The organism is Paenibacillus helianthi (assembly GCF_001909055.1).
Lineage (GTDB): Bacteria > Bacillota > Bacilli > Paenibacillales > Paenibacillaceae > Paenibacillus_AQ > Paenibacillus_AQ helianthi.
This window is the reverse complement of sequence record NZ_LVWI01000025.1, coordinates 100,215-113,460: the sequence shown is the minus strand read 5'-3', so window position 1 is coordinate 113,460 and position 13,246 is coordinate 100,215. Positions and strand designations below refer to the sequence as shown.

14 protein-coding genes are annotated in these 13,246 nt (G+C 50.6%); 13 read left to right on the top strand and 1 reads right to left on the bottom strand.

The window, feature by feature from the left end; all coding sequences use genetic code 11:
* The first annotated feature begins 4 nt into the window (after positions 1–4).
* From A3844_RS07185 to A3844_RS07160, 6 genes are all read left to right on the top strand, one after another.
* Positions 5–424 (top strand): DUF350 domain-containing protein, encoded by a 420-nt coding sequence (locus A3844_RS07185; protein ID WP_074084671.1) that lies wholly within the window; start codon positions 5–7, stop codon positions 422–424.
* A 129-nt stretch (positions 425–553) separates the two neighbouring features.
* On the top strand, positions 554–1,099 hold the full coding sequence (locus A3844_RS07180; RefSeq protein ID WP_074084670.1) for a hypothetical protein: 546 nt from the start codon (positions 554–556) through the stop codon (positions 1,097–1,099).
* An 8-nt stretch (positions 1,100–1,107) separates the two neighbouring features.
* The gene (locus tag A3844_RS07175) at positions 1,108–2,376 is read left to right on the top strand and encodes an MFS transporter (protein ID WP_341864883.1); all 1,269 of its coding nucleotides are present in this window, start codon (positions 1,108–1,110) and stop codon (positions 2,374–2,376) included.
* 33 nt (positions 2,377–2,409) lie between these two features.
* Entirely contained in the window at positions 2,410–4,014 is a 1,605-nt protein-coding gene (dcuS, locus tag A3844_RS07170; RefSeq protein WP_074107016.1) for a DcuS/MalK family sensor histidine kinase, read from the top strand.
* Entirely contained in the window at positions 4,011–4,727 is a 717-nt protein-coding gene (locus A3844_RS07165; RefSeq protein WP_074107015.1) for a response regulator, read from the top strand. Before dcuS ends, A3844_RS07165 begins: the two co-directional genes overlap by 4 nt.
* Before the next feature lie 427 nt (positions 4,728–5,154).
* On the top strand, positions 5,155–6,684 hold the full coding sequence (locus tag A3844_RS07160) for a flavocytochrome c (RefSeq protein ID WP_074084666.1): 1,530 nt from the start codon (positions 5,155–5,157) through the stop codon (positions 6,682–6,684).
* A gap of 121 nt (positions 6,685–6,805) precedes the next feature.
* Here A3844_RS07160 and A3844_RS07155 read toward each other — a convergent pair whose 3' ends face one another.
* The gene (locus tag A3844_RS07155) at positions 6,806–8,032 is read right to left on the bottom strand and encodes an NAD(P)/FAD-dependent oxidoreductase (RefSeq protein ID WP_074107014.1); all 1,227 of its coding nucleotides are present in this window, start codon (positions 8,030–8,032) and stop codon (positions 6,806–6,808) included.
* Positions 8,033–8,208: 176 nt separating this feature from the next.
* Here A3844_RS07155 and A3844_RS07150 point away from each other — a divergent pair, with 176 nt between their 5' ends.
* The 7 genes from A3844_RS07150 to A3844_RS07120 all read left to right on the top strand — a co-directional run bounded on the left by A3844_RS07150 (position 8,209) and on the right by A3844_RS07120 (position 13,162).
* Positions 8,209–8,445 carry a hypothetical protein gene (locus A3844_RS07150; protein WP_054939665.1) on the top strand — a complete coding sequence of 79 codons (237 nt, stop codon included), beginning with the start codon at positions 8,209–8,211 and terminating at the stop codon, positions 8,443–8,445.
* 46 nt (positions 8,446–8,491) lie between these two features.
* Positions 8,492–8,878: a spore coat protein gene (locus A3844_RS07145; RefSeq protein WP_074084664.1), complete on the top strand. Its 387-nt coding sequence runs from the start codon at positions 8,492–8,494 to the stop codon at positions 8,876–8,878.
* Positions 8,879–9,051: 173 nt separating this feature from the next.
* Positions 9,052–9,552 carry an Lrp/AsnC family transcriptional regulator gene (locus A3844_RS07140; RefSeq protein WP_074084663.1) on the top strand — a complete coding sequence of 167 codons (501 nt, stop codon included), beginning with the start codon at positions 9,052–9,054 and terminating at the stop codon, positions 9,550–9,552.
* Positions 9,553–9,567: 15 nt separating this feature from the next.
* On the top strand, positions 9,568–10,785 hold the full coding sequence (locus tag A3844_RS07135; RefSeq protein ID WP_074102851.1) for an aminotransferase class I/II-fold pyridoxal phosphate-dependent enzyme: 1,218 nt from the start codon (positions 9,568–9,570) through the stop codon (positions 10,783–10,785).
* Between the two features lie 186 nt (positions 10,786–10,971).
* The gene (locus tag A3844_RS07130; protein WP_074084739.1) at positions 10,972–11,178 is read left to right on the top strand and encodes an aspartyl-phosphate phosphatase Spo0E family protein; all 207 of its coding nucleotides are present in this window, start codon (positions 10,972–10,974) and stop codon (positions 11,176–11,178) included.
* 369 nt (positions 11,179–11,547) lie between these two features.
* Positions 11,548–12,111, top strand: coding sequence for a cob(I)yrinic acid a,c-diamide adenosyltransferase (locus A3844_RS07125; RefSeq protein WP_074084661.1), 564 nt, complete (start codon positions 11,548–11,550; stop codon positions 12,109–12,111).
* A 1-nt stretch (position 12,112) separates the two neighbouring features.
* Positions 12,113–13,162, top strand: a complete 1,050-nt coding sequence (locus tag A3844_RS07120; protein WP_074107013.1) for an RluA family pseudouridine synthase — start codon at positions 12,113–12,115, stop codon at positions 13,160–13,162.
* Positions 13,163–13,246 lie beyond the last annotated feature (84 nt).

Sequence of the window (13,246 nt, the reverse complement as noted above, 5' to 3'; positions counted from 1 at the left end):
AAGCATGCAAGAAAATATTGATCTTTTGCTGGATCATCCGCTGGGTGCGCTGCTCGGCTACTTCACAGTGGCCATACTTGGCCTTGTGGTATTTCTGTCCTTCTTCGAAATGGTCACCAAATATAACTGCTGGGAAGAAATCCGCAAAGGGAATGTGGCTGTAGCCATGGCCACCGGAGGCAAAATCTTCGGCATTTGTAACATTCTGCGCTTCAGTATTGATGCGGGAGCCTCAATCTACGAAACGATGAAATGGTCGGTGGTGGGATTTCTACTGCTGCTGCTCGCCTATTTCCTCTTTGAGTTCCTGACTCCGGTCTTTTCCATCGATGATGAGATCGCCGCAGACAACCGGGCTGTTGGTCTAACTGCCATGCTGATTTCCGTGTCCCTGTCCTATGTGATTGGTGCCGCTATTTTTTAAAGTGGGGTGTGGAAAATGAAGATTTTGGTACGGGTTCTGTTCTTTTCTGCCCTGGCTTTTATAGCGGCCGGTATAATATATCTAATGATAAATTGAATTCAAATGTGAGGTAAGAAGGAGATATTTCAGATGGAAACAACAGTTTGCCCTTGGTGTCATACGGAAATTGTGTGGGACGAGGAGTTCGGACCGGAGGATACCTGTCCCCATTGTAACAATGAACTTAGCGGCTACCGTACAGTAACCCTGGGTGTAGATGACCTGGAGGATGAAGACGAGCCGGAAGATGTAGTGGAACCGGAGCCAGAAGATGTAAGCGACGAAGATCTGTGGGATGACAGCGACAAGGATGGCGTAGTGCCGATCTTCAATACACTCGTCCAATTCGGAGACGATTATGATTTGAAGCGCTATGAGTCAAGCGTATCCGCCATTCTGGCGGCACAGCTGGAAGCGCCTGAGTGTCCGCAGTGTCATGAGCTGATGCTGCTCTCCGGAACCCAGAACGTTGAGGGCTTCGAGCCATCCTCACCAGAAGCCTTGGGAGGACCTGTCCTGAAACCGCCGTTCTCGCTGAATCTCTTTGTCTGCCCCTCGTGCTTTCATGTACAGCACAGCCTGGCGCAGGAGGACCGCATTCAGCTTGTGCGCAATCTGAGCACCGGCACCAAGTAATACACGTTATGGTTTCTCCGCGAGCTGGGCATGTTAAGCAGACACGTCCGGCAAGGAGGAAGAGCATGAAGAATTCATCGCAAAAACAAGAGGTACTGCTGCTCGCGGTCAACGGATTATGTTCCTTGGCCACTGTGCTGGCAGGTACATTTTTGAACGTCTACTTATGGAAGAGCAGGCAGGATTTTTCTATGGTCGGCTGGTTTACAGTAGCTCAGCAATTGGCCGTGGGTCTAAGCTTCTGGCTGGCCGGGAAATGGGTTAAGGAACATAACAAGATGAACGCCCTGCGGCTGGGCCTGGCCGTTTCGGGCCTTTTTTATTTGCTCGTACTGTGGCTGGGTAATCGGGCGGTTAATTATATATGGCCGCTTGGATTGATTTTGGGCATAGCGATCGGATTATTCTGGCTGGCCTTCAACATTGTTTATTTTGAGATAACGGATGCAGGTAACCGGGACTTTTTCAATGGCTGGATGGGATTACTGGGTTCATTCACGGGTATCGTCGGGCCTTGGGTATCAGGCTGGATTATCACTGCTCTGCATGGAGAGCGCGGTTATCGCCTAGTGTTTATTTTATCGCTCTCCATATACGGAGTAGCCGTGGGCTTAAGCTTTTTTCTTAAGAAACGTAAGAGTGAAGGGGCTTATTTGTGGAAAGAACCATGGAGGGAGCTGCACCGCAAGGGCAGTGCATGGAGACCGACAGCGGCAGCCTTGGTATTTCAGGGACTGCGGGAGGGCGTATTTTCCTTTCTGATTGGTCTTCTTGTGTACATAGCCGCTAAAGAAGAAAGCAAGCTGGGACAATTTGCACTGATCACTTCAGCGGTTTCACTGGTCAGCTACTATGCTGCCGGCAAATGGTTCAAACCAAGACTCCGTTCCGGTGGGATGCTCGCCGGAGGCATTCTGCTGATTGCTGTCATTACTCCGCTCCTCTGGAGGGTTAGCTACGGCACCTTACTGATTATGGGTATTGGAACATCCCTCTTTCTTCCATTATATATGCTGCCCATGACCTCCAGCAGCTTTGACCTGATGGGCGAGTCGAAGGAGAGTGTGGGCAAACGGGTAGAACTGGTGGTTCTGAGGGAGCTTTGTTTGATGACGGGCAAGATTCTGGGCGTTTTTGTATTCATAGCCATGCTATCAGTTAACGAATCGCCCCGTGTGATTACCTTGCTGATGCTTCTCCTGGGCGCTGCTCCGCTGGGAAGCTGGCTTACACTGCACCGGCTGCTGAAGCGCAAAGCGGAGGAATCCCTCTTATAGTCAATAGTAGGTTGGAACAGGGGGAATACAGCATTGGCCAAGAAAAAGGATTACGGTCTGAGGACAAAGGTTACGGTCATGGTCTCCGCCGTAGTGATGCTGGTCATGGTAGTGCTATACATTATTTTCAGAAATCAGATTATTCCGCAGACCAGACATGCGCTGGAGGATAAGGCAATCGCTATAGCCCGGACCATTGCTTTGATGCCGCTGGTGTCAGAGGGACTCAGTGAAGGGAACAGCAAGGAGATTCAGGCCTACACCTCCAAAATCACCCGCCGCAATGATATTATGTTTGTCGTAGTCATCGATATGAACAGTATCCGGTATTCACATCCCGATGCTTCGAGGATCGGTAAGGCCTTCGTCGGGGGAGGGCAAGAGCTTGCGCTGCGCGGCGAAGAAAGTATCTCTGAAGGAGAGGGACTGCTAGGCAAATCGCTGCGGGCTTTCGTCCCCGTGTACAGTAACAGGGGTTCCCAGGTTGGAGTGGTCGTAGTGGGCCTTTCCATGGAACGGGTACACAAGCTGATCCGGCAAAATGAATGGACAATTATTGCAATCCTGCTATCTGGTGCCGTGCTTGGAGCCGGAGGAGCAATGGTATTGGCCCGGAAAATCAAACAGATGATGTTCGGCATGGAGCCATCCGATATCTCTAAGCTGCTGCAAGAGCGCAGTGCCATGCTTCAATCTGCACGTGAGGGTATTATTGCGGTCGACGATCAAGCCCGGATCACCATGATCAATGTAGAAGCGGAACGGCTTCTGGGAACGGCTGGTATTACAGGCAACGCGATGACCCGGCATATCACCGATTATTGGCCGGAGCTGCGCCTGGAGCAGGTGCTGGTCAGCGGTGAGGCAAGGCAAGATCAGAATTTGGAGCTGAATGGCATCTCCATCTTGGCCAATAGTGTTCCGATCCGTGTGAATGGTCAGATTGCGGGGGCCATTGCTACGTTCCGGGACAAGACCGAGCTTGCAGTACTGGCGGAACGGCTGTCCGGAATTTCCGTCTATGCGGATGCTCTGCGGGCAGGGGCGCATGAATATATGAATAAGCTCCATGTTATCATGGGAATGACTCATATGGGCCTGTACGATGAACTGCAGCAATATATTTCGGGGACCGTCAGCAACTACCAGAATGAGATTGGTACCATTACGAGGCAGATCAAGGACCCGGTTATGGCCGGCTTTCTGCTGGGGAAACTTAGCAGGGCCCGGGAAGCGGGGATTGAGCTGCTGCTGACAGAGGACAGCTATCTGCCAGAATCTGCAGATCCGCAAGTGATGCATGAACTGATTACCATTACCGGTAATTTACTCGACAATGCCATGGAAGTACTCGAAGGCCACAGCGTTAAGGAAATTGAGCTTGCTTTTGATTACGACCGGGGGCGCCTGATCTCCACAGTGAGTGACAGCGGACCGGGAATCCCTGAAGCGCTTCGGGAGCATATATTTGTGCAAGGATTCTCCACCAAGGGAGAACACAGGGGAATCGGACTCTATCTGGTCCGTAAAAGTGTGGAGAAGCTGCATGGCCAGCTCCAGATCATACCCGGCCTGGAGCCGGGAACTACATTTATAGCCGATATCCCATATACGGTGAAGGAGGATGAGAACAGATGACCATACAAGTGCTGATCGTTGAAGATGATCCGATGGTAGCCAAGTTTAACCGCCATTACCTGGAGCAGATTCAGGGCTTTGAGTTCGCGGGCTGGGCTGCTTCAGGTGATGAGGCCGTGCAGATGCTTGAGGAGCTTGCGGTTGATCTCATTCTACTGGATTTCCACATGCCGCGTACCAGCGGTCTGCAGCTGTTATCCGCTTTGCGGGAGCAGGGGAGTATGGTCGACATTATCGTCATTTCTGCAGCCAGCGATAATTCGAGCATCCGCAAAGCCCTTCAGCTGGGGGCCGTTGATTATTTGATCAAGCCATTTGAATTCTCCCGCTTTCAGGCGGCGCTGTCCGCGTACCGTGAGGATTACGCTCTGATGAAGCATAAAGAGAACCTCAGTCAGGAGCAGCTGGATAAGCTTCTGCGTCATTCTCTCGGTACCGAGGAGGACAAGAGCGGCACACTGCCCAAGGGTCTTACCGAAGGTACGCTGGAGAGCATTTGGAGCATTATACATAAGCTGGAGCAACCGGTGTTTTCGACCGAGGATATCACAGCAGCGGCTCCGATTTCGCGGATCTCCGTCCGGAAATACCTGGCGTTTCTCACAGAGGCGGGTATTCTGGAGATGGAGATCAGTTATGGAGCGGTGGGCAGGCCGGTATATATGTATACTGTGGCGGCTGAAGGCCAGGGAATTATTGCTAAATATATTTAGGTGGAAAAAATATCACTAATTGAGCTCATTTGGCTTATGGGGTGTCTTATGTGGGAAAAAGTACCACTAATTCTGCTGAAAGCAACCCTATGGGATGATTATGCAGGATTAGGTGTACAAAATCCCATTAAAACCATCTGTTTGTAAAGATTCAGCCCATTTAGTTATACTTATTCCACTTTGCTTCAGATTCCTATTCTTGAATGAACTATTGATTACATTCAATGAGAAACATCCTTCATTGGAAATATAATGTAATTTAAAAAGATCACTTTTTCTATGAGCCTTGAGGAAAGTTTAAACTTCATCCCATAAAATCCGCTTACTTTAGTTACTTAACGATTTCTTTAATTACGTAAGCTTCCATCAACTGCCCCTTTGCCGCTATGATAATTGTGAAAATATGCACAAGGGGGCAAGATTCAACATGAAAAAGAAAGCAGCCGCTGCTCTTATTCTCATTCTTTCTGTTATGCTGGTGATCGCGGGATGCGGCAACAACGGCAACAGCAACAACGCTGAGAGCAAGAGTAAGAACACTGAGACCAAAAAAGAAACAGAAGCAGTTTCAGGGGCATCTGAAGCAAGTTATACTCCGTACGATCAATTAAAAGATAAATACGATATCATTATTGTGGGTGCGGGTGGTGCCGGCATGTCGGCAGCGCTTGAGGCCAAGGCTAAAGGCCTGAATCCGGTTATCCTTGAAAAGATGCCGGTAGCTGGCGGCAATACGTCCAAATCCTCTTCCGGAATGAATGCTTCGCAGACGAAGTTCCAGAAAGAGCAAGGCATTGAAGACAGCAATGATTTATTTTATGAAGAGACCCTAAAGGGCGGTCATGGTACCAATGACAAAGAGATGCTTCGTTTCTTCGTTGACAATTCCGCGAGTGCGATCGACTGGCTGGATTCCATTGGAATCCGTTTGAACAACATCACGATTACCGGCGGTATGAAGGAAAAGCGCACACACCGTCCTGAAGACGGTTCGGCAGTAGGGCAATACCTGGTCAAAGGATTGGTGAAAAACGTACAAGAAAAAGGCATTCCACTATTCGTGAATGCTGATGTTAAGGAAATTACCGAAAAAGACGGTAAGGTTAATGGAGTCAAGGTTCTCTTTAACCAGGCAGATGAAAAAACAATAACAGGTTCTGCTGTGATTGTGACAACCGGCGGTTTTGGAGCCAATAAGGAAATGATTGCTGAGGTTAGACCTGATTTGGAAGGGTTAGTAACCACCAACCAGATTGGCAGCACCGGCGATGGCATTAAGATGATTGAGAAACTCGGCGGTACAACCGTTGATATGGATCAAATCCAGGTTCACCCGACAGTACAGCAGGAGAAATCCTATCTGATCGGGGAAGCTGTTCGCGGGGAAGGCGCTCTACTCGTCTCCAGTGAAGGCAAACGGTTTGTTAACGAAATGGATACCCGGGATCATGTCACCGCAGCCATTAATAAGCTTCCTGAAAAGGCTGCGATCCTTGTCTTTGATTCCGGTGTCAGATCCCGTGTCAAAGCGATTGAACAGTATGATAAAATGGGATTTGTTCTTAAGGGTGATTCCATCGAAGCCTTGGCTAAAGAAATGGGTGTTCCTGCAGATCAGCTGAAGACAACCGTAGACACATGGAACACTGCGGTGAAGAATAAAAAGGATGCCGAATTCGGCAGAACTACCGGTATGGATCACGACCTGTCCGGTGCGCCATTCTACGCAATCAAAATTGGCCCTGGGATCCACTACACCATGGGCGGTGTGAAGATTAATACGAACACAGAAGTGCTTAATAAAGAAGGTCAACCAATCACAGGTCTGTTCGCGGCTGGTGAAGTGGTGGGCGGACTGCACGGTCAAAACCGGATCGGCGGCAACTCTGTAGCAGAAATTATTATTTTCGGACGTCAAGCAGGAATTAAGTCGGCTGAATTCGTACAAGCACAATAGCAGATCAGCTTTTTACCTGAGGGTCGTCCCGGAAGCCACGAAATTGGCTGCCTGGGACGGCCTTTTTGGTGAGCTGGATTATGGGTGGACGCCCTGCGGACAGAATGCAAGGAACAGCCCCTTATGATACCGGAGAAGGTTTGGTTGTCCGGGTGAGTGAAAATAGTTCAAGCTCCGGCCGGGCTGTTCCTGCCAGGATGTCGGACAGCAGTTCTGCAGCAATCATACTGTAGACCGTTCCATTACCCCCGTATCCTTCGATGAAGTAACAATGGGGATACTCTGGATGAGGACCAATAAAAGGCAGCCCGTCACGTGAGGTTCCGAATACACCACCCCATGAGAACTCCGCTTCTACTCCTTTGATCTCCGGAAAAAGTGCTTCAAGCTCTTCAAGCAGCCTCTGGCTCTGGGACAGCACTCTGGTTTCCCTCTCCAAGGGACCCGTTAACTGTTCGTCCTTGCCTCCTGCAATGATGCGTCCATCAATAGTCGTGCGGAAATACAAATAAGGCCGGGCCGTTTCCCAGATCATGCTCTGCTCATGCCATTTGGGGAATTTCTTCAAGGGCCGGGTCATGATCGCGTAAGTGTTAATCAGCTCGGCTCCCCGGTCTTTTTTCATCTCCTGAGTTTCATAACCCATCGCAAAAATAACTTTTTTGGCGGAAATCCGGCCTTGCTCTGTGTAGCAGGTGACCCCGTCTGTACCGAACTCCAAATGGCGGGCCTTCGTATGTTCGTATACCCGGACACCACTTGCGTGGGCCTTATGAATCAGGCTGTGAAGCATACGGAATGGATTGGTATCCGCATCGCCTTTGGAGTAGAGTGCCGCAGGCTTGGAGAAAGAGTAATGTTCCTTAATCTTGTCTTCCTCCCAGAATTCTGCGTCGAAACCATGTGCCGCCAGATTTTCATACTCCAGCCTTAATGGAGCAACATCCTCCGGGAAGCTGGCATATAACAGGCTGCTTCTGGGAATAATGTGCGGATCAATATCCAGCTTGCCCGGGAGTTCCAGGATTTTACCGACAGCTTCCCGGCATAACTTGTAGAATAATAAGCCTTCCTCTGCTCCAAAAGTATTTATGCAGGAGGTAAGTGATTTGTCATTTGCCACCTGCAGCAAGCCTGTATTGGCGTGCGTGCTGCCGTGACCTACAGCCCTTTTATCAATCAATACAGTACTCGCTCCGCTTCTGGACAAACGGTATGAAGCCATTGCCCCTCCCATTCCCCCGCCTACGATCAGACAATCGCATGTGATATTCCCATCCAGCACAGGATATACAGGAAAATGGGGCAAAGTTCTCTCCCAGGGCGTCTTCCCGCTGAGTAATTCCATCTGTTGATCTCCCCTTTATGAGATTCCGATAAGGTATTATTGGTCGCTGTTCAGGCTCTCATACATCATTGAGGTCTTCTTTACGTGTAGGGAGCTGTGCTTTTTGGCACATATTTAGTTTCTATCCGCAGCATACTAATACGGCTTGAACCATATAGAAGGAGGGATACAAGAACATGCAATCTACGCAAATGCAGGCACTTAGCGGAAAAGAACTGGAATATATTGCGGACTCCATCTCCAATGAGGATCTGCTGATTAAGCAGCTGGCCGCAACCGCCGGCAGTACTCAGAACTCGACGGTGAACCAGATTTGCAACCAGCAAATCCAGAGCCATACCCATCACATGGGAATGCTGATTCAGCTTCTGCAGCAGCACCAGCAATATGCGCCCTCACAACCGCAGCAATAAGTGCTTTTAAGCATGAAATCTAAAATTATTTCAAGGAGGTTATTAAGTGTACGCACAAAACGGAGCTCAATTTATGGCGGATGAAGATCTGTTAACTATGATTCTGGATGACCTGAAACGGACCGTACGCGAATATACGACAGCGGCTACAGAATCGAATTGTCAAACCGTGCGCCGGGTCTTCAATGACCTGACCATGGATACGCTTCGTATTCAAGGGGATTTGTATAACCAGATGTCTCAGATGGGATTCTATCAAGCACCGGACAAAGCCCTTCGCCAAGCCGTGGACAAGCAGATCCAAAGCGCACAGCAGATCCAGCAAAAAAGCCAGCATTTTGTACAGCAAAAATTAAATGGGACTGGCGACTACAGACAGGCACCTAATGTATCGCAGCATCAGCCTAACGTGCAAAGTTCCTACTATATGTAACCCTGCTATCCCCTACCCGACGCAGCAAAGCTATCTCTTTCCTGCATCTCGGGGGGGAAAAGCTTTTCCAGATCATGCAATCCGTTAACCCCGCTCCTGCGGGGTTATTTTGTTTGCAGAAGTGCCATTTTCATGTCATATTAGTATTAAACTCTTTTCGCAGGAGGGAAGGCATGAAGGAAATGAATGAACTGAAGAGGAAAGTGCTGGAACTGCTCAAGGAGGACGCGCGGAGCTCTACAGCACTGATGGCAACGCTGCTGGGAGCGGAAGAAGACGACGTCAAACAAGTGATTGAGCAAATGGAGAAAGACCATGTCATTGTTAAATATGCCACTGTTGTGAATTGGGATAAGGTGGACGATGAACGGGTCACAGCGCTGATTGAAGTCCAGATCACCCCGGAACGGGGCCGGGGCTTCGAGGGAATTGCTGAACGGATATATCTGTATCCCCAGGTGAAATCGGTCTACCTCATGTCGGGAGCCTATGATCTCTTAGTAGAAGTGGAAGGCCGGAATCTGCGGGAGGTCGCCAATTTCGTATCTGAGAAGCTGTCCCCAATTGATGCGGTGCTCTCGACCAAAACGAATTTCACGCTCAAAAAATACAAACAGGACGGTATCATCTTTGAAGAGCATGAGGAAGACAACCGTCTCATGATATCTCCGTAAAGGAAGTAATCATCTATGATCACGAATAACAGTCAGCATACCGGAGATACAGGCAAATCAATGAGTTCCTATTTGGCGCCGCTGGTCCAGCAGATTCAGCCTTCGGGCATCCGCAAGTTTTTTGATCTGGCGGCAGGCAGCAAAGATATTATTTCACTTGGGGTCGGGGAGCCGGACTTTAAGACGCCATGGCATGTTAGAGAAGCATGCGTATATTCGCTGGAGAGAGGTTTTACGGGCTATACCTCGAACGCGGGTATGCCGGAGCTTCGGGAAGGCATCGCCGAGTATTTGCACAACCGCTTCGCCGTTGATTATAATCCGGCCAATCAGATTATCGCCACAGTGGGCGGCAGTGAAGCCATTGATCTGGCCCTGCGCGCCTTGATCTCGCCCGGAGATGAGATTCTTATTCCTGAGCCTTGTTATATTTCCTATTCTCCGATTACCGCGATTGGCGGCGGGATTCCTGTCGGCATTGAAACGTTCGGGGAGAACAACTTCAAGCTTACCGCAGAGGGGCTGGAGGCCAAGATTACCCCGCGCTCCAAAATTCTGATTCTCTGTTATCCCAGCAACCCGACGGGTGCGATTATGAGCCGTGAGGACTGGGAGCCGATTGCCAAAGTTGTGGAAAAGCATGATCTCATCGTGATCTCCGATGAAATCTATGCGGAACTCACTTACGGCAGCAATCATGTCAGCTTCGCTTCACTGCCGGGGATGATTGACCGGACGATTCTGGTTAGCGGCTTCTCCAAGGCATTTGCTATGACCGGCTGGCGAATGGGCTATGCTTGCGGACATCCGGACTTAATCTCCGCGATGCTGAAAATCCATCAATACACCGTCATGTGTGCGCCTTCCATGGGTCAGGTGGCTGCGCTGGAGGCATTAACCAACGGTATGGAAGAGAAGGACCGGATGACCGACTCCTATAACCAGCGCCGCCGCCTGATTGTCAAGGGCTTGCGTGATGCCGGACTGGAATGCCATGAGCCGCAAGGCGCATTTTACGCATTTCCGAGCATACGCCGCACTGGACTCACTTCCGACGAATTTGCCCAGCGCCTGCTGCTGGAGTATAAGGTAGCCGCGGTTCCCGGCAGCGTCTTTGGACTTGGGGGCGAAGGGTATCTCCGCTGCTCCTACGCCACTTCTGTCTCCCAGCTGAACGAGGCTGTAGAACGGATAGGGGCATTTGTCTCACAACTGGAACGTGAACATCTGTAATGAGGCAACAAAGATGAAGATAATCGGACTATAGCGGATCTCTTTATTGTATGGTATTATTTTACTCTGAGGACAAGAAACACCTGTGTTAGTACTTACATGGATTTTCTTTTCTGAATCATACATTTAGGAGGGATGATTGTGCTCAGCGCCGATTATTACTTGCCTTCCTATGGCGGGGAATGTTTGACCGGAAGCGGGAAAAGGCCCCCCAAGGGTGATGTTAACGCACACAGACTCTCTTTGGAAGATGAAATCCGTATTCTCCGCAGCAGAATGGAACAGCTTTTTGCACAGGAGAATTCGTTCACTTCGGCTAATGTGATCGAAATCAGCAGCCTGCTGGACCTGAAAATTAATGAATACATGAGAGGGCATTTCCGCAGACGCTGAAGCTGCGAATGTTCTTTGACTGGGGACCTCCGGGTCCCTTTTTTGTTGAGGATAGACTGGCACAGACAGTGATATTCTTCCACGTCCGTAGACGGAGGGCAGGAGCGGCGTCATTCCGATGTCGGGGTCAGGCTTTAGGCATACAATGATTTCATACGAATGTGCGCACGCTACTGACTGTGCTGTACAGGAAAGAGGATGAGGATCATGATGCAAGCTTAGAAAACCGTAAGTGTAGCAGAACATTCAATGGATAACCCTGGTTCAGGGAGTTATTTACATGTCAGAAATGCCGAACTTTGTTTGCCTTATCTACATAGGAGCGTTTAAACTAAGAATATGTGACTTTAGAGGCAGGAGGGACAAAGAATGGCGATCTATACACGTACGGGGGACAAAGGGGAAACATCAGTCATTGGCGGCCGCGTAGGCAAGGACGATGTACGCGTTGAGGCCTACGGCACGATTGACGAGCTGAACAGCTTTGTCGGCCAGGCGCGCAGTCTGATGGAGGACGAGAAGTTCACAGATGTGCGGGAGCAGCTGCTGGAGATTCAGCATGAGCTGTTCGACTGCGGCTCGGATTTGGCTTTTGTGAAGCTGAGTGAGAACAAATATAAGGTGAAAAGTGAGATGGCTGAGCGTCTTGAAGGCTGGATTGATGCACTGCAGGCAGAAAATCCGGTGCTGGAGCGCTTCATCCTGCCGGGAGGAAGCCAGTTGTCATCTGTGCTGCATGTCTGCCGTACGGTATGCCGCCGCGCGGAGCGCCGCGCAGTTACCTTGGGACGGAGTGCGGATATCAACCCGGAGGCAGTGATCTATCTGAACCGGCTGTCGGATTACTTTTTTGCGCTGGCCCGCACGGCCAATACACGGCTCGGGATTGCAGACGTAGAGTATGTGCGCAGCAAAAAGGTGTTCCGCAATTAACATGACAACGAGCTATTATTCACCCATTTCATATCAAGTGCCGCCGTCTGAGGACGGCTGGCTGCTTAAGACCATTCTGCAGAAGCGGATGGATGTCTCCCGCAAGCTGCTGTCCCGGCTCAAAATGACGGACCAGGGCATTATGCTGAACGGGGAACGGGTCTATATCAGCGTGAGGGTAGCCGCTGGCGATACTGTGGAGATCCGCATGGAACAGGAGACTTCGGAGGATATTATGCCGCAGCCGATTCCTTTTGAGATCCTGTATGAGGATGAGCATCTGCTGGTCGTCAACAAGGCGGCGGGAATCATTGTGCATCCTACCCACGGGCATTATACCGATACGCTTGCGAATGGAGTCGTCTACTATTGGGCGCAAAAGAGCGAGCAATTCCGATTTCGTCCCGTTCACCGGCTGGATCAGGAGACGTCGGGTGTGCTAGTCATTGCCAAGAATCCATACAGCCACCAGCATATTTCCGAGCAGATGATTGCCGGAACGGTGGACAAGCGCTACAACGCCTGGGTGCATGGTGTTCCTGCTGCGCCAAGCGGCGATATCGACGGCCCGATCGACCGCGACCCGGCGGAGCCGCACCGGCGGATCGTAACGCCGGAGGGTTATCCCTCCTTGACCCGCTACGAGGTCAAGGAGGTGTACCCCGGCGCGGCCAAGGTCGAGCTGAAGCTGGAGAGCGGCCGCACCCACCAGATCCGGGTGCATATGGGCTCCATCGGCTGCCCGCTGATCGGTGACGGTATGTACCGTCACCCGCTATACGCCAAGGGGGTGCCCGCCGGGGTGCCTCAGGCGCAGATTGCGGAGGAGCAAGCGCAACCGAAGCGCGTAGTGGAGCTGGATGGTGCAGAGAGCGCACAATTGAAACGTATAATGGAGCTGGACGCCTCCATTCCGCGCCAGGCGTTGCACGCGGTTCGGCTGTCCTTCCAGCATCCTGTGCTGCGCACGGAGCTGGTTTTTGAAGCGCCGCTGCCCCCTGATCTGGCGCTGCTGCAGGAGAGACTGCAGCGGGACGCGGCCAGGAAGTAGCCAACGGCCCTGTGGGGAAATGAGAGGCATAAGTGCCTTTGATTTCACCTCAAGCGAGCTATACGGGGAAAGTTTTGAAATTTT

Bases quoted from the DNA above. Each gene is read 5' to 3' on its own strand.
- A3844_RS07185 (WP_074084671.1), top strand. From the start codon at position 5: ATGCAAGAAAATATTGATCTTTTGCTGGATCATCCGCTGGGTGCGCTG.
- A3844_RS07180 (WP_074084670.1), top strand. From the start codon at position 554: ATGGAAACAACAGTTTGCCCTTGGTGTCATACGGAAATTGTGTGGGAC.
- A3844_RS07175 (WP_341864883.1), top strand. From the start codon at position 1,108: ATGGTTTCTCCGCGAGCTGGGCATGTTAAGCAGACACGTCCGGCAAGG.
- A3844_RS07165 (WP_074107015.1), top strand. From the start codon at position 4,011: ATGACCATACAAGTGCTGATCGTTGAAGATGATCCGATGGTAGCCAAG.
- A3844_RS07160 (WP_074084666.1), top strand. From the start codon at position 5,155: ATGAAAAAGAAAGCAGCCGCTGCTCTTATTCTCATTCTTTCTGTTATG.
- A3844_RS07155 (WP_074107014.1), bottom strand. From the start codon at position 8,032: ATGGAATTACTCAGCGGGAAGACGCCCTGGGAGAGAACTTTGCCCCAT.
- A3844_RS07150 (WP_054939665.1), top strand. From the start codon at position 8,209: ATGCAATCTACGCAAATGCAGGCACTTAGCGGAAAAGAACTGGAATAT.
- A3844_RS07140 (WP_074084663.1), top strand. From the start codon at position 9,052: ATGAAGGAAATGAATGAACTGAAGAGGAAAGTGCTGGAACTGCTCAAG.
- A3844_RS07135 (WP_074102851.1), top strand. From the start codon at position 9,568: ATGATCACGAATAACAGTCAGCATACCGGAGATACAGGCAAATCAATG.
- A3844_RS07125 (WP_074084661.1), top strand. From the start codon at position 11,548: ATGGCGATCTATACACGTACGGGGGACAAAGGGGAAACATCAGTCATT.
- A3844_RS07120 (WP_074107013.1), top strand. From the start codon at position 12,113: ATGACAACGAGCTATTATTCACCCATTTCATATCAAGTGCCGCCGTCT.